General features: G+C 53.7%; 21 protein-coding genes and 1 riboswitch. Of the genes, 14 read left to right on the top strand and 7 right to left on the bottom strand.

The genetic code is table 11. The features are described from left to right. The first annotated feature begins 323 nt into the window (after positions 1–323). The 3 genes from RSX24_RS25715 (at position 324) to RSX24_RS25705 (ending at position 2,286) form a co-directional block, all read left to right on the top strand. Entirely contained in the window at positions 324–947 is a 624-nt protein-coding gene (locus RSX24_RS25715; RefSeq protein ID WP_236420693.1) for a deoxynucleoside kinase, read from the top strand. Continuing rightward, a complete protein-coding gene (locus RSX24_RS25710; RefSeq protein ID WP_343262155.1) occupies positions 944–1,600 on the top strand; it encodes a deoxynucleoside kinase in 657 nt (218 codons plus the stop codon). The genes RSX24_RS25715 and RSX24_RS25710 overlap by 4 nt, the downstream gene beginning before the upstream one ends. A 206-nt stretch (positions 1,601–1,806) precedes the next feature. Further along, complete coding sequence (locus tag RSX24_RS25705) at positions 1,807–2,286, top strand: hypothetical protein (RefSeq protein ID WP_343262154.1); 480 nt, start codon at positions 1,807–1,809, stop codon at positions 2,284–2,286. A 747-nt stretch (positions 2,287–3,033) separates the two neighbouring features. Here RSX24_RS25705 and RSX24_RS32370 read toward each other — a convergent pair. From RSX24_RS32370 to thiM, 5 genes are all read right to left on the bottom strand, one after another. After that, the gene (locus RSX24_RS32370) at positions 3,034–3,129 is read right to left on the bottom strand and encodes a hypothetical protein (RefSeq protein ID WP_356724477.1); all 96 of its coding nucleotides are present in this window, start codon (positions 3,127–3,129) and stop codon (positions 3,034–3,036) included. 141 nt (positions 3,130–3,270) lie between these two features. Then, complete coding sequence (locus RSX24_RS25700) at positions 3,271–4,017, bottom strand: MerR family transcriptional regulator (RefSeq protein WP_236420696.1); 747 nt, start codon at positions 4,015–4,017, stop codon at positions 3,271–3,273. A gap of 239 nt (positions 4,018–4,256) precedes the next feature. Further along, complete coding sequence (gene thiE / locus RSX24_RS25695; protein WP_343262153.1) at positions 4,257–4,922, bottom strand: thiamine phosphate synthase; 666 nt, start codon at positions 4,920–4,922, stop codon at positions 4,257–4,259. Next, positions 4,922–5,734, bottom strand: coding sequence for a bifunctional hydroxymethylpyrimidine kinase/phosphomethylpyrimidine kinase (thiD, locus tag RSX24_RS25690; protein WP_343262152.1), 813 nt, complete (start codon positions 5,732–5,734; stop codon positions 4,922–4,924). The genes thiE and thiD overlap by 1 nt, the downstream gene beginning before the upstream one ends. After that, positions 5,731–6,561 (bottom strand): hydroxyethylthiazole kinase, encoded by an 831-nt coding sequence (thiM, locus tag RSX24_RS25685; RefSeq protein ID WP_438286887.1) that lies wholly within the window; start codon positions 6,559–6,561, stop codon positions 5,731–5,733. The genes thiD and thiM overlap by 4 nt, the downstream gene beginning before the upstream one ends. 253 nt (positions 6,562–6,814) lie before the next feature. After that, positions 6,815–6,914, bottom strand: a riboswitch (TPP riboswitch). A 213-nt stretch (positions 6,915–7,127) separates the two neighbouring features. Here thiM and RSX24_RS25680 point away from each other — a divergent pair. From RSX24_RS25680 to RSX24_RS25640, 9 genes are all read left to right on the top strand, one after another. Then, positions 7,128–8,003, top strand: a complete 876-nt coding sequence (locus RSX24_RS25680) for a radical SAM/SPASM domain-containing protein (protein ID WP_343262151.1) — start codon at positions 7,128–7,130, stop codon at positions 8,001–8,003. A 322-nt stretch (positions 8,004–8,325) separates the two neighbouring features. Then, complete coding sequence (locus RSX24_RS25675; RefSeq protein WP_236420723.1) at positions 8,326–8,994, top strand: pectate lyase; 669 nt, start codon at positions 8,326–8,328, stop codon at positions 8,992–8,994. A 513-nt stretch (positions 8,995–9,507) separates the two neighbouring features. Then, positions 9,508–10,101 carry an ECF transporter S component gene (locus RSX24_RS25670; protein WP_339276166.1) on the top strand — a complete coding sequence of 198 codons (594 nt, stop codon included), beginning with the start codon at positions 9,508–9,510 and terminating at the stop codon, positions 10,099–10,101. After that, the gene (locus tag RSX24_RS25665; RefSeq protein WP_343262150.1) at positions 10,102–11,577 is read left to right on the top strand and encodes an ABC transporter ATP-binding protein; all 1,476 of its coding nucleotides are present in this window, start codon (positions 10,102–10,104) and stop codon (positions 11,575–11,577) included. After that, the gene (locus tag RSX24_RS25660) at positions 11,552–12,346 is read left to right on the top strand and encodes an energy-coupling factor transporter transmembrane component T family protein (protein WP_236420703.1); all 795 of its coding nucleotides are present in this window, start codon (positions 11,552–11,554) and stop codon (positions 12,344–12,346) included. The genes RSX24_RS25665 and RSX24_RS25660 overlap by 26 nt, the downstream gene beginning before the upstream one ends. 140 nt (positions 12,347–12,486) lie before the next feature. Next, positions 12,487–14,751, top strand: a complete 2,265-nt coding sequence (locus tag RSX24_RS25655; RefSeq protein WP_343262149.1) for an outer membrane protein assembly factor BamB family protein — start codon at positions 12,487–12,489, stop codon at positions 14,749–14,751. 131 nt (positions 14,752–14,882) lie between these two features. Further along, positions 14,883–15,665, top strand: a complete 783-nt coding sequence (locus RSX24_RS25650) for a methionine ABC transporter ATP-binding protein (protein WP_343262148.1) — start codon at positions 14,883–14,885, stop codon at positions 15,663–15,665. After that, the gene (locus tag RSX24_RS25645) at positions 15,655–16,323 is read left to right on the top strand and encodes a methionine ABC transporter permease (RefSeq protein ID WP_236420706.1); all 669 of its coding nucleotides are present in this window, start codon (positions 15,655–15,657) and stop codon (positions 16,321–16,323) included. The genes RSX24_RS25650 and RSX24_RS25645 overlap by 11 nt, the downstream gene beginning before the upstream one ends. A 41-nt stretch (positions 16,324–16,364) precedes the next feature. Then, on the top strand, positions 16,365–17,201 hold the full coding sequence (locus RSX24_RS25640) for a MetQ/NlpA family ABC transporter substrate-binding protein (protein ID WP_343262147.1): 837 nt from the start codon (positions 16,365–16,367) through the stop codon (positions 17,199–17,201). Positions 17,202–17,618: 417 nt separating this feature from the next. On the opposite strand, the gene RSX24_RS25635 is transcribed toward RSX24_RS25640, so the two are convergent. Then, positions 17,619–18,848 (bottom strand): nitrate/nitrite transporter, encoded by a 1,230-nt coding sequence (locus RSX24_RS25635; RefSeq protein ID WP_343262223.1) that lies wholly within the window; start codon positions 18,846–18,848, stop codon positions 17,619–17,621. Positions 18,849–19,681: 833 nt separating this feature from the next. On the opposite strand from RSX24_RS25635, the gene RSX24_RS25630 reads away from it, so the two are divergent. Beyond that, entirely contained in the window at positions 19,682–22,402 is a 2,721-nt protein-coding gene (locus tag RSX24_RS25630; RefSeq protein ID WP_343262146.1) for a glycoside hydrolase family 3 C-terminal domain-containing protein, read from the top strand. 102 nt (positions 22,403–22,504) lie between these two features. Continuing rightward, the gene (locus tag RSX24_RS25625; RefSeq protein ID WP_343262145.1) at positions 22,505–24,049 is read left to right on the top strand and encodes a glycoside hydrolase family 30 protein; all 1,545 of its coding nucleotides are present in this window, start codon (positions 22,505–22,507) and stop codon (positions 24,047–24,049) included. Between the two features lie 209 nt (positions 24,050–24,258). Here RSX24_RS25625 and RSX24_RS25620 read toward each other — a convergent pair whose 3' ends face one another. Next, entirely contained in the window at positions 24,259–25,047 is a 789-nt protein-coding gene (locus tag RSX24_RS25620; protein ID WP_236420725.1) for a formate/nitrite transporter family protein, read from the bottom strand. Positions 25,048–25,072 lie beyond the last annotated feature (25 nt).

The following is a 25,072-nucleotide window of genomic DNA, read 5'->3' as shown; positions in this document are numbered from 1 at the left end:
CCTCCTTCTCCATTTTTCTTCAGATGATTCCTTAAGGTAAAGGGTTATTTTACCATTTAGAGAAAGGAAAGAGTATACATCTTAAGTATTACATTACACGTTTCTATTAGTTAGAAATTGTATAAATATGAAAAAATAATTACATAACTATGAATAACGTTGAAATGATTTGGAGAATGTTGTTAATCTTGTGCATTGGATATTAATGTTGAAAAAAATCCTCATAAAAATAAAACCGGGCTATTCGGAAGCTGTGATACAATAGGTGGGGTCTACATTAGAGACGGTCACACGCAAAAGGTATGAGGAGGAACAGGCACACAATGAACGCAGCCCCGTTTATTGCCGTGGAGGGTCCGATCGGAGCGGGGAAAACAACGTTGGCAACGATGCTTTCCCAAGAGTTCAACCTTCCATTGGTCAAGGAAATCGTAGAGGAGAATCCGTTTTTGGCTTCCTTCTATCAAAATATCGATGAGTGGAGTTTTCAGCTGGAAATGTTTTTCCTGTGCAACCGGGTCAAGCAATTGGAAGACACGGGCCTTCAATATATTGCCCAGCAAAAACCCGTTATTTCGGATTATCATATCTATAAAAACATGATTTTTGCGAGTCGGACGCTGAAGGGCCCGAAACGGGACAAGTATCAGCAAATTTATCATTTGCTGACCGATGACTTGCCCAAGCCAAATGTCGTCATTTATATCGAAGCTGAGCTGGACACGCTCATGTACCGCATTAACAAACGAGGCCGTTCTTTCGAACAGGACATGGACCCTGCATATATGGAGCAATTGATCGCGGATTACAAAACGGGCATGGCTGCGCTCGCGGCACAGCCCAACCCTCCGGCCATTCTGAAGGTAGATGCGGAGCAGCTGGATTTCGTGGAATATCCTGAACACTTCAGGCAGATCGTCAATCAGGTAAAGGAGTATATCATATGAATAAATACGGCATTCCGGCGAGTGCGTTGATCACCGTGGCAGGCACGGTCGGCGTGGGCAAGTCCACATTGACCGCTGCCCTGGCCGAGCGGCTGAATTTCAAAACCTCCCTGGAACAGGTCGACCATAACCCGTACCTGGAGAAGTTTTATCACGATTTCGAACGATGGAGTTTCCATCTGCAAATCTATTTTTTGGCTGAACGTTTCAAGGAGCAGAAGAAAATTTTTGAACTTGGCGGCGGTTTCGTACAGGATCGTTCCATTTACGAGGACACCGGCATTTTTGCGAAAATGCATGCCGATCAGGGCACGATGTCTGCCACGGATTTCGAAACCTACAGCAGTTTGTTCGAAGCAATGGTGATGACGCCGTATTTCCCGCATCCGGATGTGCTGATCTATTTGGAAGGCAGCTTGCCATCGATCCTGAACCGGATTCAGATCCGCGGGAGAGAGATGGAAATTCAGACGGACCGTTCCTACTGGGAGCACATGCATGAACGCTACTCCGTATGGATCGACCAGTTCACGGCTTGCCCCGTGCTGCGCCTGAACATCGACGAATACGACGTGCACGACCCGGCCTCGCTGGACGATATTTTGAAACAGATTGCATCGGTCATTCAGCAGTCCCAAGCCACCAAAGCCTGATTGATTTCATCGTACGGAATGAAACCTCTTGCTCTACGTTGATGACACGTTATGCGTGGATTCGCGAAAGGCAGGAGGTTTTTTGTCATTTAAGCTAGGCCTATAGATTTATATAGCTAGAAAAATGTTGAATTAAAGGATATCATGTGTTTTTATGTAAGAGGTGAATTCTGGAATTTTTATTAGTTTAGGAGGAGTAAAGGAAAGTGGAAAGTGAAAAAAGAATCAGCATTGTTTTACCCATCGTGGGCGCATTGATTGCAGCCATTCTGGGCGGAGCGTTATGGGCTGTCATAGCCGCGCAAACGGAAAAGGAAATCGGTTTAATTGCGATCGTGATCGGAGCGATGGCGGGATATACCGTCGTGTTGTTCTCCAACAAACGAATTGCGACGATTCATAAGATCATTGCGGTCGTTTTTTCGCTCGTGGGCATTTTGCTCGGGAAATATTTCACCGCAACGTATTTCACCGCCGAGCTGTTCAACGATACAAGCGTGATGGATCTGGTGTTTACGGGTGAAATGATCTCCGCGTTCGCCGAAAACATTCAGGAGTATTTCAGCGATCCGCTGGATGCACTATTCATTTTGCTGGCCGTGGTATCGGCTTGGCGAATTCCGGGCCGTATGGCCAAAACGAGCTTGGCGTCGGAAGCATCTTCGGGGGAAGCGCCGAGAGCGTAACGTTTTCTACGGCAAGTCTATAACTAGCGATATAGGTATATGACGGAAGCGTATCTTCGGGGAATTTTTTGGTTGGCTATATAAAACGCAAAAAACCTATACACGTTAGCGGAGAGGCAGAAGCAACCTGGACAGCGAAGCGTTCTAAAAGCTTTCTGAAGAAAAGCTGCAGCGGTGGGATTACAGCGATTGGAAGATGGTACTGCACTCGCGGTGGCCTTGTGTGATGGATTAGTGCGGTTTATATCGTTGGATAACGAAGGGATCACAAACCGGAGCGAATGGCGCATTCACCAGCGTTGTTTGCATTGCGGCCGGGAGTGTGAGACGAAGTTATGCTCGAAATGGCCTATATCATTAAACCAGTTCCGTAAATGGACGAAGAAAACTGCAAAAAGGAGTGAATGGCACGGTGGAAGCATTACCGTGTGAATTCACTCCTTTTTTATCTCTAACGAATCTCAGGCATCTTATATGGCCGGAAAACGTGACTCCACGCGGCTAACGAACCTCAGACACGCTAATATGGGCAAAATGAAGTCTAAGCATATCATATCGGGCAAATAGCGTGTGCAGGGTTCGTTAGAGCACGGCAGCGGCCTAAATTGGCCAAATAGGGTGTGTCAGGTTCGTTACATTTCGGTGTACATGGGAATCCCCGAAAAGCGCGATGAAAAGCAGACGAAAGCATGATAAAAGGCATGGTTAATAGTACGACGAAAATGATGAGGACGTCCGCCGTTTGAGTCAACAGCCTGGCCCGGCAAAGGTGCATCGAAACGTTTCCGCGATCGAATCCATTTCCTGCCTCTGTCCAGGTGCCGCCTTCAGCTTCACGAGCATCAATTTCCGCGACAGCTAGGGAGTGGGATCAAGCGAATGGACTTGGGTTGCGTCGACCAGCTTGCTCAACTGCAGGATCTGCCGCCATAGGCAATCGAGCAGCAGACTGTGGTACAGGTTGTAGGCCAGTAGGTTGGATGCCTATGGAGTCACCCGGTCGGCATACGCGGCCATCGCGTCACGCATAAATACGGCCAGCCCTTCGCCGAATTTGTCGATATTGCGGGTAAAACGCTCGTCGTCCACGTACATTTGTCCCAATCCGCGGAAAGCCTCCGGCGAATAACTTCCCATTTCGTTCAGGAAATCGTACCAAGCGGCAATCGCGGTTTGTGCTTCCTCGGAAGAAGGTGACAGATGGCGCAATGCTGCGAGGTTGCGGTAAATTTCATTCATTCGCTCGCCCAGAGCCTGCTGCTCTTGCGGAGACTGTTGTCCCAAGCGGGCATGCGCCTGGTCTACTGCTTCATTTCCCCAGCGCTGCCGGGCCTCCTGTTCATATGGGTTCCGGCTGAAATCAAAGCCTTCGAATTGTTCTTTGGCCGTCATGTGAATCTCTCCTTTCCAGTGTTGAACGGTTTTATCGATCGTGGCAATCATACGATCGATCCGGTCCCGTCTTTCCAGTAAAATGCGGCGGTGCATGTGAAACGCTTCCTCCCGATCGAAGGAAGGGTCGCTCAGGATATCCTTGATTTCTTTTAAAGAAAAGTCGAGCTCCTTGAAAAACAAAATTTGCTGCAGCTTTTCCAGATTGGCGTCCGAGTACAGACGATATCCGGATGAAGTGGTTTCGTCCGGAGTCAGCAGCCCGATCTCGTCATAGTGATGCAGCGTGCGCACGCTGATTCCGACGAGCTCGGAGACCTCCTTTACTTTCATGGCCATGAAATCCAACCTCCTTACACCACCGATTGTACAGGGTCACGTTACGTGAGAGTCAACAGGGAAAAAAATGTTCCAGCGAAGCATTTTCAGCCATAAATTTTGGTTTATGGGTGTATCGCCGAAGCATTCGCGGTGAGCAGCCGCGCCAAACCGAAAGCAAGCTTGGGAGTATAACCCGGCAATCACCCGGACCTTGGTGCGCGGGGCCTCATGATGTATGGGGATGCGCGTGTGCGAGGCTATGCCTGCATCCCGCGCACCGCAGCCGCCAGCTCCGCAGCGGCTGCGCGCACGTCGGCCGCGCCTGCGACGGCGGAGATGACGGCCACGCCGTCAGCCCCCGCCGCCATGACGGCGGCCGCGGTATCGGCTGCAATGCCGCCGATACCGACCAGCGGAACCGCGATGCCTGCGGCGCGCAGTTCCGCAATCCCGGCGGGGCCCAGCACGGCGTGGGCATCCGCCTTCGAGCGCGTCGGGTACATCGGCCCGACGCCAAGGTAGTCGGCGCCCGCCTGCACGGCACGGCGCGCCTCGGTCACGGAGTGGGCGGATACGCCAAGCATCCGCCCGGGTCCGATGCGGGCGCGCACCAGCGCCGCGTCCGCATCGTCCTGGCCGACGTGCACGCCGTCGGCCTGCAGGGCCACGGCCAGCTCCACGTCATCGTTCACGATGAACGGGATGCTATGCTGGCCGCACACCTCGCGCAGGCGCTCCGCAAGTGCGATGCGCGCCGTGCCCGTCAGGGCGCCAGTTCCTTTCTCGCGGAACTGGAACAGCGTGATGCCGCCAGCAATAGCCTGGCGCAGCACCTCAACCGGGTCATGGGTCGCATTCACACTGCCCATGACCAGATACAGCCGCATGGCGCGGCGCACCCTTTCCATGTCCAATCGTTCCATTACAACGCACCCCGCAATCTGCGCCCATACGCAAAATGGTTCGTCGGCCCGTGGCCTGCACCGATGCCGAGCTCATCCTCAATCGCCGCCTGTATGAAAGCACGAGCCGTTTCCACCGCTTCAGGCACCGCCGATCCTTTCGCCAATTCAGCCGCAATCGCCGCCGAGAAAGTGCAGCCCGTACCATGGGTATGACGCGTCAGAACGCGTGGGTTCTCGAAATAATGAAAGGAATGTCCATCATACAGCACATCCACGACGGAGCCGTGATCGCCTGCATGGCCGCCTTTGATCAAGACGTAGGCAGAGCCCATCTGCACGATGCGCCGTGCCGCTTCTTCCCGCGAAGCCAAACCGCCAATGGACATGCCTGCGAGCAGCTCGGCTTCCGGAATGTTGGGCGTGGTTACCAACGCAAGCGGCAACAAATCCGAAATGAGCGTCTGCACCGCTTGCTGCTGGAGCAGGGGGGCACCGCCCTTGGCGACCATGACCGGATCGATGACCAGTTTGGGCCAGCGATACGTCCGGCATTTTTCCGCGACAATCCGGATCAGGTCCGCGCTGAACAACATGCCGGTCTTGACGGCGCCTGGATAGAGGTCGGTTCCGATCGAGTCGAGCTGCGCGGCCACGCCTTCGTTCGGAACAGCGAAAACACTTTGTACACCGAGGGTGTTCTGCGCAGTGATGGCGGTGATTGCACTCATGCCGTACACGCCGAGCTCCTGAAAAGTTTTCAGGTCGGCTTGAATGCCCGCGCCGCCGCCGCTGTCCGAACCGGCAATCGTGAGAGCTTGCGGGATCGTCATCGTGCACCTCCGGCAGCTTGCCGAATTTGCGACCGTTCTGTCACCAGTGCCGGCGTGACTTGTGCCAGTTGGTTCAGCAGCTCGATTTGGAAGCTGCCGGGACCTTGTTGTGCCGTTCGTTCTGCCGCTTGTTCGGCGGCTATGCCGTAGAAGGCCAGCGCTTCGGCAATGCTGTCTAATCGTTCGCGCCCAGGCTCCGCAATCGCGGCAAACGCCCCGATGACTGAACTCAGCAGGCACCCGGCTCCGGTGACACGGGTGAGCAGGGCATGGCCATTGCCGATCACGTAAGTGGTTTCGCCGTCGGACACCACGTCTTCCTGACCGGTTACGGCTGCGATGCAGCCGAGCTGCTTAGCGGCACGCTCCGCAATGTGGATGCGGTCGCCTTTACCGTGTCCTGCATCCACGCCTTTAATCTCCCAGTTCTCCCCGATGACGTTGGCCACCTCGGCGACATTGCCGCGCAGCACGGTTAGCTGCAGTTCATGAACAAGCTTGCGTGCCGTTTCGGTGCGATAGGCCGTGGCTCCTGCGCCAACCGGGTCGAACACGACGGGCACGCTGTGGGTATTGGCTGCGCGTCCGGCAAGACGAATCGACGTCACGACGTCCTCATTCAACGTACCGATGTTAAGCACAACGGCTCCGGCCATTTTGGCAACGTCGGCGACCTCTTCATGAGCGTACGCCATGAAAGGAGAGGCGCCCAATGCAAGCAGACCGTTGGCGGTAAAAGGGGCTACGACAATGTTGGTAATGTTGTGGACCAACGGATTTTGGGTACGAACGCGTTCCAAATAGGACATATGTGAATGCCTCCTCATCAAGAATAGGTATTTCTGCGCGCTGGTTTCCGGATCGCAGGAAGATCAGTGAAGGGATGACTGGAAATAAATTCTGTCGCGGTGTGTTCGGCAACAACGATCGCATTGCGCGTTCTGGCATCTGCCCAATCGCCCGATGCGCCCCGTGACAAACAAAGCCCCTCCCATTTCCAAGGAAACGGGAGGGGCTTTTCAACGCAAATAGGGATACATGTCTTACGCAAGCCATACCCCTTGCATAATGTATTAATTGGTAAAGTCCGCTCCACTTCCCTACGCTGGTATGATCCAGATCAGGTTCAAAGGGTCCGAAAATCATTCGTCTCAGCCGTGAGGCTCCCCTAGTGACTGTTTGCAGCTTATGCAGTTGTGCATTCAGCATACCTCACAAGTGAGGATGGTGTAAATAGGACCCGGAGGGGCGAGCATCCTTTCCAGATGGAGAATTCCGTCAGTCGATTTACCTTGCTTGCGGAACCCGATATAATAATAAAGGCGCATTTTGGCCGCATCACGAATGAAGTCGGGAAGGGACTCATCCCCCTGACTGGAATGGGGACCACGCATTGAAAACGTTCAAAAAGGTTTATATAGAGATCACGAGCATTTGCAACCTGGCCTGCAGCTTCTGTCCGCAGACGAAGCGAGCCAAAGGATTTATTGATCCGGAAACGTTCAGCATGGTGCTGGATCAGATCAAGCCGCATTCAAGTTACATTTATCTGCATGTCAAAGGCGAGCCGCTGCTTCATCCCAAAATCGATTTGCTGCTGGACATCGCCCATGAGAAGGGTTTCAAAGTGAATATTACGACGAACGGAACGTTGCTGCCGAAAACGAGACACAAGCTGCTCGGCAAGCCGGCGCTGCGCCAGATGAACTTTTCCCTGCACAGCTTCGACGGGCATGAGGGCTCCAAAGATCGCGAAGGGTACCTGAGCAACATCTTTTCGTTTGTGCATGAAGCGACGAAGCATAACGTCATCGTGTCGTTCAGATTGTGGAATTTGACGCAGGACAATTTCACGAATGCCCAGAAGCAGCGCAACCGCGAAACGCTCGATCATTTGGAGCGCGAATTCAATCTGGATTATAAAATCGAGGAAAAAGTCGTACCGGGCAGCGGCGTCAAAATCGCGCCGAACGTGTACCTGAACCAGGACCATGAATTCCAGTGGCCAAGCCTGGATACGCCGGAGGATGACGGTAAAGGATTTTGCCATGCGTTGCGCACGCAAGCCGCGGTGCTTGTGGATGGAACGGTGGTTCCGTGCTGCCTGGACGGCGAAGGCGTCATTAATTTGGGGAACGTGCATGAACGTTCCTTCTCGGAGATTGTGGAAGGCGAGCGCGCCAACAATCTGTTCTATGGTTTTTCGAGACGCGAAGCGGTGGAGGAGCTTTGCCGCAAATGCGGATACCGTCAGCGGTTCGGTGCGTAGGATTGGATTTTGAATAAAAAGACGGGGACGGCTTGATTTCAAGTCTGCCCTTGTTGTCTTTCATCTGAAGGAAAATAAGGTAATTCCAGCACACCGAGAGTTAACACCGGCAGATGCGATGTTCGGAACGGGTACGGATAGGTCTCATTTTCTCAGAGCTGGCGTGAATGTCGGAGAGATGTGAACTACGGATTATTCTTGGAACGTTCCTTTCCTGATAGGATGAGGTTGCGGCCAGGACAAGCGGAGCTGTGCATCTGCGAGGCTTGCCGACAAACCGCCCGTAATGGCGGAAAATCCGATCGCCAAGGAGGAATTCATGATGAAAAAAATGTTGACCGTACTTTTGTCCGCCGGTTTGGTTGCCTCATTGTTTGCTGTGATTCCCGCAGCGGCAGCGCCCGAAATCGTCAAAACGACGATTATCGTCAAAAAGGGCGAAACGTACGACGGCAAGGGGAAAAGCGTGGCTGCCGATCCGAACACGTTGGGAGACGGAAGCCAGGCTGAGAACCAGAAGCCCATTTTCAGGCTTGAAGCAGGCGCAACCTTGAAAAACGTAGTCATTGAAGCTCCTGCTGCCGACGGCGTTCATTGTTATGGCAGCTGCAATATCGAAAACGTGACCTGGAAGGATGTCGGCGAGGACGCGCTAACCCTGAAATCCTCCGGCACCGTTAACATAACGGGCGGAGCGGCGTATAAGGCGTACGACAAAGTATTTCAGATGAATGCCTCGGGAACGATCAACATCAAAAATTTCAGGGCAGACGACATCGGCAAACTGGTGCGCCAAAACGGAGGCACCTCTTATCAGGTTACGATGAGTGTGGACAACTCCAACATCTCCAACGTCAAGGATTCGATTCTGCGCACGGACAGCAGCTCGACCGTCGGCAAAATCACCAATACGCGGTATTCCAAGGTGCCTACGCTCTTCAAAGGGTTCGCCTCCGGCAAAACGAGCCAATCGGGCAATACGCAATACTGAATCATCAGCGACGCGATTGCCAGAGAGTCATCTCTAATGTTCAAGAGTCTTGCCTGACCTTTGCGCCAACGATTGCCGATTCTACCGAAGGCATTCCTGTGATGGGGATGCCTTCACTATCGCTCGTGCATAAATGGGAATGATTCGGGATTGCCACAAATACCCTTCTGTTGTACAGTATAACCATTGAAATAACGAAAGCCGGGAGCTCAATGAAGTTGGGCTGAGAGGGTGGCCTTGTGCCGCTGACCGTATCTGATCTGGGTAATGCCAGCGTAGAGAACCATTCGATCCATGATGGGGAAAATAAACACGCAATTCGTGCACACAACGTCTCATGAATTCGGCAGCATATCCTTTGCCTTATTCCTGAATGGGATAAGTGTGGGTTGTCCTGTTTATGTGCCATTTTCCGCCCATGTTTCGTCAACTGTACGCATGGCCTGCCCGATATCGGGGAGGCTTTTTTGTTATTTTCAAACTACTGACGATAAGAGAAGGGGAGTAGAGAAAATGGTAAATGCGGGGAGCAGCAGCAAATTAAGATTAACGGATATTTTGGTCACGATCGTGATCGCGGTTGTATTCGGGGTGATCTACAAAATATGGGGACCGACCTATGATCTGATGAAACCGTTCGGCGTGCATGCCGAGCAGATGATCTACGGTATGTGGTTCATGGCGGGAACGTTTGCCTTTCTCGTCATTCGCAAGCCGGGCGTTGCCATTCTGGCCGAGGTTGCGGCCTCCACGGTCAGCGCTTTCCTCGGCAGCGAATGGGGCATGTCCACGCTTGTATACGGGCTGCTGCAAGGGCTGGGCGCGGAAATTTTCTTTGCGGCATTCCTGTATCGGAAAACGAATTTGCCCGTGACCTGCCTGGCCGCCATCGGGGCAGGACTTGCTTCGCTCATACTGGATTACCAATACGGGTACATCGAGTCCCTCTCGACTTGGAACTACACCCTGTTTATCGGGTTCCGCCTGATCGGCAGTGCCGTGATCGCAGGCGTATTTGCCTATTATTTGGCGAAGGCACTGGAGCTGACCGGCGTGACCCGTACGTTAAGACCTGCATCGAAGCAGGATTACGAGGCATTGGATTAAATGCACAGGCAAGAATGCGTGCGGGAAACCGGGCTAGCAGCGAGCATCGTGAACTTGAGATGCAAGTTTCCCGGGGAACAAGGCCTGTTGTTTCAAGGGCTCTCTTTATCGGTGAGCCAAGGAGAGAAGGTGCTATTACTTGGAGCAAGCGGATCGGGAAAATCCACGTTGCTGCAAATATTGAGCGGAATCATTCCGCATGCGGTGGAGATGCCCATGAAGTGCGACGACATTCTGGTGCCAAAGCGGGCAGGCATCGTGTTCCAGGACCCGGATGCCCAGTTCTGCATGTCGCATACGGATGAGGAAATTGCATTCGTGCTGGAGAACCGGAACGTTCCTCGGGAGCAAATGGCAGCGCGGATCGGCCTTGCTTTGCAGCAGGTCGGGTTGGCCTTCGAGGGCCATCGTGCTCCGATCCAATCCCTGTCCCAGGGCATGAAGCAGCGGCTGGCCATTGCCTCGATTCTTGCGCTGGAACCGGACGTTTTGTTCATGGACGAACCGACGGCGCTGTTGGACGGGGAAGGCACGTCGCAGGTCTGGGATACGGTGAAACGGATCGCCCATAACAAAACCTTGATCATCGTGGAACACAAAATCGACGAAATCGTGGACTGGGTCGATCGGATCGTTGTGCTGTCCCCCGAAGGGCAGGTCGCCGCGGACGGTCCGGCAGCGCAAATATTTGCAGAGCAGCGGGATCTGCTCAGGTCATATGGCATTTGGTACCCGGGCGTATGGGAGGAACAGGGACAGCAGGCAGGGAGCGCGGCAGGGCCTGAACCTGCCGTGCGGCAACGACTTCGCGAGGAACCTGTACTGGAGCTGCGCGACGTCATCGGATGGCGGGGCAGCACCGAGGTGATCCGGGTCAACAAGCTGGAAGTCCGCCCCGGCGATTGGATCGGCGTCGTTGGGGCCAACGGTGCCGGCAAAAGTTCGTTGCTGCTGTCCATGATGCATATTCTGAAAACGACGGGGGACTATCGCGTGATGGGGAAACCCGCCGACACGACGCAGCAGCTGGCGGAACGGATGGCCTTTGTGTTTCAGAACCCGGAATTCCAGTTCGTGACGAACTCGGTTGTGGACGAAGTGGAATTTTCGCTGCTCGGTACCGCAATGTCACCTGCAGAGAGGCAAGCAAATACGCTGGGCATGCTGGAGGAATTCGGGCTTGCGGCATTGGCAGACCGCCATCCGTATCAATTGTCCATGGGGCAGAAACGGCGGCTGAGCGTAGCTTCTGCCCTCATACGCGGCCAGCGCATCCTGCTGCTGGATGAGCCGACGTTTGGGCAGGATGCCCGCAATACGTTCGCGATGCTGTCAAGGCTTGACGAACTTAGACGGAAAGGGACGGCCATCGTGATGGTGACCCATGACAGCGAAATCGTAAGCAGGTACTGTACCCGGACTTGGAAGGTTGATGGAGGGAGGGTCATGGATGCAGCTGTCTTTTCCCCATCGTGAGACATGGCTTCATCACGTCAATCCCGGGTTGAAGATGGTCGTGCTGACGCTGCTGTTCATATACGTCATTTTCATCCACAATTTAAACGTGATGGCGAATACGGCCGTGGCAATGCTGTTGCTTCTGATCTGGAGCGGCCATCCATGGCGCAGGCTGCTCTTGTATGCTTCGCCGTTCATCCTCGTGTTTATCTCCACGTCGACGGGCATGATGATGTTCGGGAAAGGAGAGACGACGTGGTTCCGGTATGGCCTGATCCATGTGACCGAAGAGAGCTTCTATCGCGGCTTGCATCTCGGTTTCCGTTCGCTCTGCATGGCTGCTGCCGGATTGCTGTTCGGTTTGACGACCCGTCCCGTCCGGCTGTTCTATTCCCTGATGCAGCAGTGGAGGCTTCCGCCTAAATATGCCTACAGTTTCCTCGCGGCAATGCGCATGATCCCGATTCTGCTGGATGAATTCCAAACGCTGCGGTATGCGATTCGCATCCGCGGCATGGGTGGCCGGCGATCGCGCTGGAACATCTACGGCACCCTGAAACGTTACGCGATTCCACTGCTGGCCCAGAGCATTCGCCGCGCCCAGCGGATGGCGGTGGCCATGCAGGCGAAGGGATTCGCCGAAGGCGCAAGCCGGACGTATTATGTTCCGGTCGGGTACTCCCGGACAGACACCTGGTTTCTTTTGTACATGGTCATCTCGTTCCTGCTGGCTTATCTGGCTGGCGTGGGTTACCCTTATCAACCGGAAATGGTGGATGTAAGGTAGGTCGCAGGAATTCCGGCAATGCACGCTTAGAATGATATGTCTTTTTGCAAACCGGTAACTTTTTGCCGGGTCCAAACGTCCTTATTTGGAAATAACTTCAATACAAAAAGGCGAAGACCTTGGTGAATGGAGGCCAAAACATGCGGACGAAAAGATATGGGCGGTTGGGAATCGCCGGGGCTGTGGCCGTAATCGCGGCCGGAAGCATCCTGTTGAACATGAATACAAAGGTCATGGGCGCGAAAAACGAGGGAGGCGCTCAGCAGGTACAGCTTGCTTCAGCCGCGTTCAAACGGGGAGACACCGTTGCGCTTCCCGCAAACGTTCCTTTGTTTTCGAACATAAAGGACAGCAGCGTGGCCGCCGATTTGATGAAAATCAAGAACTATACGGCAAATGGAGCTAAGTTGAAAGTGAATGCCGTCAAGGACGATTGGATTCAAAGCAAAGACGAGATCAACGGAGAGCAGTGGTTGCCGGCATGGTATGCAACGAAAGATGCGGCCAGCATCAAACCCGTTTCTCCGCGCACGTTCCATCTCCGGCCTGGAAGCAAGTTTTATCTTTATCCCGGCAGCGCTACGGTCTGGGATGCGGGACCTGCGCTCGAAAAAAAGGCGTTTATCGTCGCGCAGCAGGGGCAGTGGTACGGCGTTTCGCTGGCTCCCCGCATCTGGAACGCGGATTTTTATTCGTTCCGGCCGTCCATGCAATGGATTCAAGCCAAAGACGTGTCGCAGCAGGAGGATATCCCGGACGGGTGGATGAAGTCCGAATCTTCTCTGTCGACGGGCCAGGTGCGCCATCTGACGGATATTCTGATCCATAAGGGAGATACGGAAAGGCAGATCGCGAAGCGGCTTGGCGAACCGGATTGGACCGAGCATTCCCCGAACCTGAGCCAGACCGGCGACCCGATGCGAATAGGGGAAACGTGGCGATACGAGCATGAAGACGGGCAGGTGCTTTTGACGTTTACTCCGGAAGGCAAGCTGGAGAGAATGCATTGGAATTTGCCGCAGAATGGCAGCAATCCCGGGAAGGTCAGTGCAGAAACGGAACGCAGCGATCGTTATGAGTTTACGTCCCGGATGGATGGCAAGGCGCTGGCGGCAACGTTGCCTTGGGAGCCGGTATGGGTCAATCAAGGCGACATTAATTATACGTTCCTTCAGGCAGGGAATGAAGATGTTCTGTTGATCAAAGGCGATGACGGCGGATTCAGCGGTTTTTACCATGAAGGCTCCGTTTATGCACTGGATCGGCATACAGGCAAAAAGCTGTGGCAAATCAATACCGGCTTCGGCATGTTCCTGACGAAACTTGATGCAAGCCGCGAGTATGTGACGCTGTATGCCGACTATGATCCGGCTGAAAGAGATTACGTGCATCGGTTACGTCATATTCGCCTGAAGGACGGGAAGGTGATGTGGGAGCGGACGGCCAAGCAAGGTTTCGAAGGTAACACGGTTACTGCTGCCGCGAATGTTGTGGTTGTGGAGGACCAGGTGCAATCGGACGGCAAAAAAGCCCGTATTACCGTACTGAATGCAAAGAACGGAAAAACATTGTGGACGCTGAACCTGAGCGGGGAATATCGCCTTTTGAACGAAGGAGCCGACGATCCTTACGTCCTGTACTGGAATAAAAATAAACTGGTTGCCGCAGAACCTTATACGGGCAAGGTGGTTTGGAGCAAACCGGCGAAAAAGTCGACGATCGACGATCCGCAGCACGATCCTTACTTCGACGGCATCCAACGGCTGGATCCTTTCGCTGCTGCTTCACAGGAGCGCTGGATGCTGCTGGATGATCAGTGGGTGTTGATCGACCTGAAGACCGGGGAGGAACAGGCGAAGTTCTCTGCCCGGAATGGGCAGCGTTTCGAGGTGTTGAACGACGGTCGTCTGCTCATCCGGGAAAACCAAAACGGTCAAAATTACGGAGATGTCCATGACTATACCACGACATTATTCGATCCGAAAAGCAACAAAAAGCTATGGGCGATCGAAGGAAAGTTCGACCGTGGATTGGTGGAAGGGAATCGATTGTATGGCGTCTTGAACGGTTTTCCGGCGGCATTGGATTACGATTCGGGCAGCGTAGTGTGGAACGTCGAAGAGGAAGGGGCCGCGATTCCGATGCTGCTCAATCAGGGAAGCTACGTTCTTGCGGGCGACCAGCTTCTGCTGCCTCGGGGGGATGACCTGCTGGTACTGGACAAAAATACCGGAAAGATCGGCGGACGCATCCACGATATCGTCATGGGTACGCCGGAGCATCGGGATCGGGATGCCAAAAACGGCACGATGAACCGCATCGGCGATGACATTTATATCGGATCGGCCAATGGACGCTTCGGTCTCTATTCGGCAGACACGCTATCAGCGAACATCTCGCGCTAAGGCTTGTCTCCCGCCAAAGGATGATTTATTATAGATGAACAGGATTGCTCGCGCTCCGGTTATCGGCTGTGCGGGCTTTTCTCCATGTGTTCTGAAGAACCATGCATGATCCTATCGCGGGGGGAAGCTCCATGATTTCATTATACGGCGTGAGCAAGCGTTACAGCGAACGCGGATCTCGTACGGATCAAGGATTCGAAGCCCTCAGCGCAGTGTCGCTGGAAGTGGGCCAAGGCGAAATCCACGGCATCATCGGCTCGAGCGGGGCGGGGAAATCCACGTTGCTGCGCATGCTGAACGGGCTCGAGAAGCCGGACGAGGGCGAAGTGGTCGTGAACGGCCAGCGATTTACAGGCATGAACGAACGGGCGCTCCGAGAAGCTCGTCGATCGATCGGCATGATCTTTCAGCATTTCAACCTGGTCAGCAACCGGACGGTGATCGGCAACGTGTGCATGCCGTTGGAGCTTGCGCGCATGCCGAAATCCGACCGGGTTGCGCGCGGCTTGGACGTGCTGCGGTTTGTCGGCCTGGAAGACAAAGCCCGGCAGTACCCGGCCCAGCTAAGCGGGGGGCAGAAGCAGCGCGTGGCCATTGCAAGAGCGATTGCGAGCCGTCCGGACTTGCTTCTCTGCGACGAGCCGACGTCCGCGCTTGATCCGCAAACGACGAGCGGAATCATTGACTTGCTGCGTCATGTCAATGCATCGCTGGGCGTCACCATCGTGCTCGTGACCCATGAGATGGAGGTAGCACGGCAGCTGTGCCATCGCATTTCCGTGATGCGGGAAGGACGGATCGCGAAGACGTTATCCGAGGCGGAGGTACGCAGCATCCCGGCTCCCGGTCCGGATATGCTCACTGCATTGCTGACAGGGGATGCCTTAACGGGAGGTGGCAGGAATGATACCTGACATCGTGCTGCAATATCAGCATGAAATCTGGCAGGCGATTGGAGAGACCTTCGTCATGGTGGGCATTTCCATTGCGGCTGCCGTTCTGATCGGTTTGCCCCTTGGCACGCTGCTTTACCTGTTCAGGAAAGGACAGCGTTACGAGAATCGGCCATTATTCACGATCTTGGGGAGCCTGGTGAACATTATTCGTTCGTTCCCGTTCCTGCTGCTCGTGGTGTTCATGATTCCGTTCACGCGCATGGTTGTCGGCACGTCGATCGGCACGCTGGCCGCGACGGTGCCGCTGTCGGTGATTGCGATCGCCTATTATGCACGGCTTGCGGAGCAAGCATTGCTCGACGTACCCAAAGGCGTGCTGGAGGCTGCGGCTTCGATGGGGGCTTCGACGATGCAGTTGGTGTTCAAGTTCCTGTATGTCGAAGCACGCTCAAGTCTTGTGCTGGGCTTGACCACCGCAACGATCAGTTTCATTTCCTATTCCACGGTCATGGGGATCGTGGGGGGAGGCGGCGTTGGCGATTTTGCCATTCGTTACGGTTATCAGCGCTTTGAAACAGAGCTTATGGCATTTACGATCATTATCATGATCATCCTGGTCCAAGCGATCCAATATACGGGCACGCGGCTGTCCCGCTGGATTGACCGCAGATCGTGATCCAACAAACAGATTATTTACGAGAAGGGGTTATTACATTGATGAAAGCAAAATGGATGCTGCTTGTACTGGCACTGATGCTCGTGCTGGCCGGTTGCGGCAAAAAAGAGGAAACACCTGCGGCGGAAGGCAACGCAAACGGTTCTGACGCCAAACAGGAAGTGACACTGAAAGTAGCGACCCTGATTCCACCAATGACAGACGTGCTTGATATTGTGAAGCCTTTGCTGAAGGAAGACGGTGTGAACTTGGAAGTGGTGGTTCTGTCCGATAACGTGCAGCCGAACACGGCGCTTGCCAACAAGGAAGTAGATGCTAACTTCTTCCAGCATGTGCCTTATATGGAGCAGTACAACGAAGCGAACAACGCTACCTTGGTACCGGTTCAACCGATTTACAACGCGATTTACGGCGCATACTCCAAAAAGTACAAATCGATGGACGAGCTGCCCGAAGGCGCGACGATCGCGATCGCGAACGATCCATCCAACATCGGACGTTCCCTTGTGATGCTGGAGCAGAACGGCATTATCAAGCTGAAGGAAGGCGTTGGATTTAACGCTACCCAGGCCGATATCGTGGAGAACAAAAAGAACTACAAGTTTGAAGAGGTCGACCTGCTGATGCTGGCCCGCATGATGGATGACGCCGACCTGGTTGCCATGACCCCGGCTTACGCTAGCCCGCTGGGTCTTACGCCGAAGAAGGATGCATTGCTCACCGAAAAGGATGATTCCCATTTTGCAATTACGCTGGTTGCCCGGGAAGACAACAAGGATTCGGAGGCGGTCCAGAAGCTGGCGAAACGCATGGCCGGCCCGGAAGTGAAAGCCTTCTTTGAAAAAAATTACGCGGATATCGCCATTCCTGCATTTTAAAAAAAGTGCGTCAAAGGCCCGAGCCGAATAGGCTCGGGCCTTTTTTTCGGGGTAAGTATTCATCAAATAACGAGAATGGGAGTCCTTGATGAGATGGCTACCGAATTGCTAAAGAACCTGACACACGTTCTTTCACGGAAATGGGCCAAGTTTGTGCTCTAATGAACCTGTGACACGCTATTCCGGGGAAATAATCTTGTTTTTCCTGTTGTGACCGTAAATAGAGTGTTTGAGGTTCGTAAGGATTGGAAAAGGATGCAAACCGGCGAAATAAGGTGTCTGAGATTCGTTAGCGCTCCGGGACAGAAACTGTCGACGCGTTCATTCTGCATTTTCCTCGTGATTGGAGAGAACCGTACAAAAGAAAAAGCCGCAAGCGCGGCTCTCATTAGGTAAATCATTGAAACTCGGGCCTGATTAAGCAGAGAAAGAGGTTGATTCATTTTTAGCTGCCAGCGAGTTTTTAAGCCAGTGGGCACGCCATTTGGACTGCATGACCAGCACAAGCGCCATGGAGGCGGCCGCGATCAAGCTAAGGATGACAAAGCCCGGAGTATAGGATTGGTACGTGCTGTAGAGCTGGCCGAGAATCAGCGGAAGGGCGTATCCTCCGATTCCGCCTGCCGCGCCGACAATGCCGGTCATCAGCCCGATTTCGTTGCCGAATCGCTGCGGCACAAGCTGGAAGACGGAGCCGTTCCCGGCGCCCAGACACATCATACCCAGGAAAAGCATGACAACGACGACAGGCAATGGCGGCAGAAAGGACACGCCGATTAACATGATGCAAGCTCCCATGTACAGGTATGTCAGCATGCGGGTACCGCCGAGTTTGTCGGCCAGGAATCCGCCGACGGGGCGGAAGAAGCTTCCCGCGATGATGCAAAAGGTTGTAATATCGGCTGCATGCACCGCAGACAGGCCGTATTGCGTGTTGAAAAAGATGGTCAAATAGTTGGCCAGGCCGACGAATCCGCCAAAGGTGACGCAGTAGAAGGCGCAGAACACCCAGGCGTCACGCTGCTTCAACAGGCTGCTGTATTCGGACAGCTTTTTGGGAGCAGGCCGGTTGGGGCTGTTGCGGGCAAATAGGGAGAAAAAGACGAAGACGATTACGATCGGGATCAGTGCAAGGCCGAACACGATTTCCCAGCTGCCGAAATGGGTGGCCAATCGATTGGCAAAGAGGGTTGCGAGCACGGTTCCGCTATTCCCGGCACCGGCGATCCCCATGGCCAGCCCCTGATGTTCCTTAGGATACCATTGGCCGGCAAGCGGAAGCGCTGCGGCGAAAGATGCGCCGGCAATGCCTAACAGCAGGGCGACGACATACAGCTGGTTCAGGGAGTCGACCCACAGCCAGCCCAGCAGCAGCGGAATGACGGTGACGCCCATTCCGATCTGCGCAGTGAGTTTGGGGCCGATGTAGTCGGACATAAAACCTAACACGAGTCGAAGAATCGAACCGCCGAGGATGGGCAAAGCGACCAGGTTGGCTTTTTCCACCGGAGTCATCGGGTAATCCATCGCAATAACGACGGCGAGTGGGCCCAACATGCCCCAGATCATAAAACTGATGTCGAAATACAGGAATGCACCGAACAAAGTAGGCTTGTGGCCGCTTTTCCAAAAACTTTTCCTCTCCATCATCATCATTCATCGCTCCTCATCCTATTGATCATTCTCTAGTATTTTGTGATCCGTGCATGACTTCAGGCAGAAAAGGCCGCAATTCGTCCAGAAAGCTGAACGAGTTGCGGCCCCATTGCCGACAGGCGGTTCACGTCATTGTGCCCCGCACCTGTTATGATCACTGCACTGTGATTTTGATTCAAATTATAAAAAGTCTTGAATCATATGTCAACTAAAATAACATTATTTTTGAAAAATTTATATTTTAGTGATTTTTATGATGTTTCATGTGATGTTAAATGACATAAAAAGTAGTTGAGTGAATATGGGGATTATGCTTAGTGAACTACTCTGATTTACCTGGTAGTCAAAGTTAGAGCTTCTTGGGATCAGCCAGCAGGATGACCGCCAATGTATCCGTTGTCGGAAAAGGAAGGGGGCTACATATCGTTTGTTCATTCCAAATCATTGAATTTAATAGAATAAAAAGGAGAATCGGGAATGGGACGATTCGGCTGTTTTTGCATTGGAGGAATTCAAGCAATAAAGGTTACGGAAATGTAATTAATTCGCTTTCTTTTCTTGTTATATGCACTTTAAAGGGGGTGATTCGCAAGAACTAGATTGTTTAAACCCAATCGATTTCCAATTTTAAGGGGGTGAAATTTACGCTTGGGTCGGCTATCGTAAGAAAGTGCTCGCTTGTCGGTGAACACGACTTTTCTCAGCGATGAGCAGGGGCTCATGATATGGGCAGGTTGGACAAAGCGAGCTTACATTTTCTTGTATACATGTATTCAAATGTGCGCGAGGAAATGATCAAAGGAAGAGAAGGAGAGCATAACAACATGAACAGAAGCATCAACAGAGCTCTATCCCAACGCCAACGGCGATGGTTTACGATGATGATCATCGTTGCATTGGCAGTCATGCCGCTGCATGCCTATGCCTCGCAAGCGGAATCCAAGGCTGACCGTCCATGGATGAACGCCTCCCTGAGTGCAGAGGAGCGCACGGAGCTGCTGCTCCAGGCGATGACGTTGGAGGAAAAGGTCAGCTTCGTTACTGGTAAGGTCAATAACTATTATGGTTTCTATAATGACGGCGTGGAAAGGCTCGGCATCCCTGCGCTGCAGATGGCAGACGGACCTGCCGGAGTGCGGGTGGCCAATCCGGATGTGCAGGATAAGAAATCCACCGCCCTCCCGGCACCGATTGCGCTTGCAGCGTCCTGGGATACGGAGCTGGCCGAAAAGTACGGAGACCTGATCGGTCAGGAAGCGCATGACACAACCCATAACGTGGTGCTTGGGCCGGGACTGGACATTGCCCGCACGCCATGGGGATCGCGCAACTTCGAATCACTTGGCGAAGATCCGCTGCTGGCTTCCGGGATGGGAGCGGCTTATGTAAAGGGAATTCAAAACAACCCGGTCATTGCGACAGCCAAGCACTACATCCTGAACAACCAGGAGACGGAACGTTTCACGACGAATGCGATCGCGAGCGAACGGGCCATTCAGGAAGTGTATGCACGTCCGTTCAAAGCGATGGTCGAGCAGGCGAATCTGGGAGCAGCGATGTGTTCGTTTAACCAGGTGAACGGTACATATGCTTGCGAGAACAAGGACATGCTGACCGGCGTTCTCAAAAAGCAATTTGGATTCGAAGGCTTCGTCATGAGCGACTATGGCGCGAATTTCAGCACCGCAAAATCCGCGAATGCAGGTCTCGATCTTGAAACGCCAGGCGAACCATACGGCAAATGGGGCGACAAGCTGTTGGAAGCCGTAAAACAGGGCGAGGTCAGCGAACAGACGCTGGACGACAAGGTCAGACGGATTTTGCTGCAAATGTTCGAGAAAGGTCTCTTCGATCAACCGGTTCGCAATCAGCAGATCGATGCCAAGGCGGACGGTAAGAAAGCCCGTGAATTTGCGGAAGAAAGCATGGTGCTGCTGCAAAATGACAACAATGTTCTTCCGTTATCCGGCAAAAATATCAAGTCGATTGCGGTCATCGGGCCCGATGCGGATACGTCGTCGGCAGCCGGAGGCGGCAGCAGTTTGGTCAACCCGACCTATACGGTAAGCCCGCTTCAGGGTATTCGCAACCGCGCGGGCCAAGGCGTCGAAGTCAACTATGCTGCCGGTACCGATCCGATCTCGGCAGGAGATGCGTTCAACGGTCCGGATGCGGTGCCATCCACGCTGTTATCGCCTGTCGATGCGGCACAAAGCGAAAGAAATGATAGTACCGACCATGCGGAAAATGGACTGCGTGCCGAATATTGGACCAATGCCAACATGGAAGGAAATCCTGAATTGGTCCGCATCGACCGGCAGGTGAACGTGAATCTCGGCTTCTATAACTACGAAGGCTTCAACGCGCAGTCGTCCAAGCTTCCCGTGACGCCAACGAAGTTCAATAGCAAGATGTCGGCACGCTGGACAGGTTCGATTACTGCCCCGAAATCGGGTGAGTATGCGTTATCCCTGACCAGTCTCGGCTCGGCGAAGCTGTATGTGGATAATCAACTGCTTGTGGACAATGAGGGGAAGGCTTTGGGAACAACGGAAAAGACGATTGCGCTCAAAGAAGGAGAGTCCCGCGAGATTCGGATCGAGTACCGCACGGACTTCCCTGTTCAGGCCAGCCATGACATGGGCGCCCAGGTTCGTTTCGGATGGAAGCCCGCAGAAGGCGCCGTGGATGCCCAAATGCAGAAGGCCGTCGAGCTTGCCAAAAAATCCGACGTAGCGGTGGTGGTGACCCGCACGTATGACAGCGAAGGGTATGTGGATCGGTCTGATCTGGAGCTGCCGAACAATCAGGAACAACTTATTCGCGAGGTAGCCAAGGCGAATCCGAAAACGATCGTTGTACAAATGAGCGGTCGCGCGGTCGAAACCGACTCCTGGCAGAACGAGGTGCCATCTATCGTTCAAGCCTGGTACGCAGGTCAGGAACAAGGAAATGCCGTGGCGCGCGTTCTCTTCGGCGACGTGAATCCGTCGGGCAAGCTGCCCGTAACGTTCCCGGCGGACGAGACGAAAACACCGGTGTCTACCGCGAAGCAGTTTCCGGGCGTGAACGGAGTCGGCAGCTATTCCGAAGGCATCTTCGTGGGTTATAAGGGGTATGAAAAAGAGAACCTGACCCCTGCGTTTGCGTTTGGGCACGGTTTGTCTTATACGAGCTTCGATTATCGCAATTTGCATGTGAAAAATAAGGGCAAGGGTGACAAGGCAACGGTTGAGGTATCTCTAAATCTGCGCAACACGGGTAAACGCGCCGGTGCAGAAGTGGTACAGGTCTATGTCGGTCCATTGCCTGCCCGAGCGGAGACGCCAAAGAAACAACTTGCGGGCTGGGCCAAAGTCGATCTGAACGCAGGCAAGCAGCAGCGCGTTCAGATCGAGCTGGACCCATCGGCGTTGTCCTACTGGGATGAAACGTCGAACAAGTGGGTGACGCCGAAGGGCAAAGTCCCTGTTTACGTCGGCAGCGCATCGGACGATATCCGCCTGACAGGCAGCGTGAATATCGGAAATGCTTCCGGCAAATAATCGGTGTTACGAATATGGAAATCAATGAAGTCGCGGCCGCCTGGTTGCGGCTTTTTCCACCCTTGGGAATCCGGGCGGAACGTATGAAAGGAGGGAGCAGCGATGTATCGGCGAACGAGAACTTGGATGGTAAGGGGTGGCATCGGTCTGTTGGTGGCGGGGTGCGCCGTTTGGCTGATGTGGGCATTCAGCCCTGCAGCCGTTCAGCCGCCTGCGCCGATGCCTTTGCCCGAAAAGAAAAGGATGACGGAGGCAGAGGTATGGCTGACGACAGGGGATCAGAGTCAGCTGCTGGCAAGGCAAGAGCCTCGGTCGTGGAAGCCCGTTGGGCCTGACGATGAGAAGAAACGCCAAAACGTCGCGTCCATTCGAGTAAATGCCGGGCAAGCTCATCAGAAGATGGAGGGGTTCGGCGCGGCCATGACGGGGTCATCCGTTTACCTGATCAACAGCCTTCCCCAAGAGCAGCGGGAAATGTTGCTGCACGAGCTGTTTACCGCAGAGGGATTGAATCTCAATATGGTACGGCATACGATCGGTGCATCGGATTATTCCGTGAATGCATCCGGAGAACCTTCAAGCTATACGTATGATGACGTCGAAGAAGGAACGGATTACGCCCTCGAACATTTTTCGATCGAACAAGATGAGGGAGGCGTAGCCATGCTGGAGGATGTTGTTCGGGTCAAGCCGGATGTGAAGGTCATGGGTACGCCCTGGACTGCGCCGGCCTGGATGAAATACGGCGAGCGGACGCATAACGGCTGGTACCTCAACTATAATGATCCTGGGGTGTATGCGGCTTATGCAGCATATTTCGTAAAATACATTCAGGCCTACCAGGCCAGAGGTGTGCCGATTCACAGCATCACGGTACAAAACGAACCGGAATTCACGTCGCCGAACTATCCCAGCATGAGCATGGGGGCAGCGGAGCAGGCGATGTTCATCCGGGATTATCTAGGTCCTGCCTTCATGGAGGCCGGGCTGGATACGCGCATCATAGCGTATGATCACAACTGGGACCAGGCCGTGAGGTATACGGAAGAGTTGTTTGAGGATCGCCGGACGGCAGCCTCCGTTGAAGGCTCGGCCTTCCACTGTTATGCGGGCGATCCGTCTGCAATGACTGAGGTCCATGACAGGCACCCGGACAAAATGATCTATGTGACCGAATGCAGCGGAGGCGAATGGAGCCCGGATTTCGGAACTAACCTGAGCTGGCAGATGTCCAACCTGATCATCGGTGCTGCGCGAAATTGGGCCAGCAGCGTACTGTTCTGGAATATCGCGCTTGATCCGCAAGGTGGACCGACCAATGGCGGATGCGCCAACTGTCGGGGGATGGTGACGATTGACCCGGAGAGCGGCAAGGTCGAGCGGAACGTGGAATATTACGCCATGGGGCACATCAGTCGGTATGTTCGTTCGGGAGCCGTCAGGGTGGAAACGAACCAGGAACCGGGCGTTTTGGAGAATGCGGCTTTTCGCAATCCGGACGGTTCCATGGTGCTGATCGCCAGCAATTCCGGACAGGATGCGTTGGCTTTCGAGATCGTGATGGACGGCAATGCATTGCGTTACACATTGCCTCCGCAATCGGCGGCGACCTTTCGCTGGAAGGAAGCGGGGTCCGCAGCACGGTAATTCGATGGCGGCAAAAAAACATAATCGTGGTCACGCGCTGCGACAACGAGATCGAAGACATTCCGTGAAAGGGCTATCCTTGATATATCCGCCACGGAAGAGACAGAGGGAAGGTCAGTGACACTGCCTTCCCGTTGCAAAGCCCCGTGCAGCCTTTCCCTCTGAAGGGATAAGCTGCACGGGGCTTTGGCTTTCTTTTCACACATCCATTAATGTTGTTCCTCATCCAGGAAAGGTTTGTTCACCGCATAATACATAAAGCCCATCAGCAGCACTCCGCCTACCAGATTGCCGAACGTGACCGGGACCAGATTGTGAAGGACGCCCTCGAACGAGATCGTTCCCGGATGGTTCAGTACCAGCGCAATCGCAAACGTACACATATTCGCCACGCTGTGCTCATATCCCGAAATAAAGAAGCAGAACACGAACAGCATCATGGCAAACATTTTGGCGCCGTTTTCCTTCATGAACATCGGGATGAAAAACGCCAGGCAGACGAGCCAGTTACACAGAATTGCCCGGAAAAAGAGCTGCATTGCCGGAGCTTCCATCTTGTGTTCGACCACGCTCAGGAGGAAGCCGTTGACCTGGGACGAATCAAACAGTCCTGTCAGGTAGATCAGCAGCGCAAACACCGCCGCACCCATCAGGTTGCCCCCGTAACTCGCCACCCACAGCTTGACCACCTCTAACCAGCGTAGTTTCTTACGCAAAGCGGCATAGGTGTAATAGAACGTGTTTCCGGTAAACAGATCCCCGCCGCCGTAGGCGATGAGAATGATTGCTGCTCCAAACGTCAGTGCGGCCATCGGATAGGTCAGCGGAGATTGCTCCATATAGAAAAAATTGCCCGTCTTGAACGCCACGATGACCCCGAAGCCGATGAACATGCTGGCCAGCATGGAACGTGACAGATAACGGACCAGACTTTGTTTATATATTTTGTGCTTTTTTAATGCCAACTCTTCGACTTTGCGCAGACCTTCAGTTTCCATCATTCGCCTCCTGTACTTATGGGTA

The sequence above is a fragment of the Paenibacillus hubeiensis genome, from assembly GCF_032334105.1.
In the GTDB taxonomy this organism is placed as follows: Bacteria; Bacillota; Bacilli; order Paenibacillales; family Paenibacillaceae; genus Paenibacillus; species Paenibacillus hubeiensis.
The sequence above is the reverse complement of the archived record's forward strand: the minus strand, read 5'-3'. Positions and strand labels throughout refer to the sequence as shown.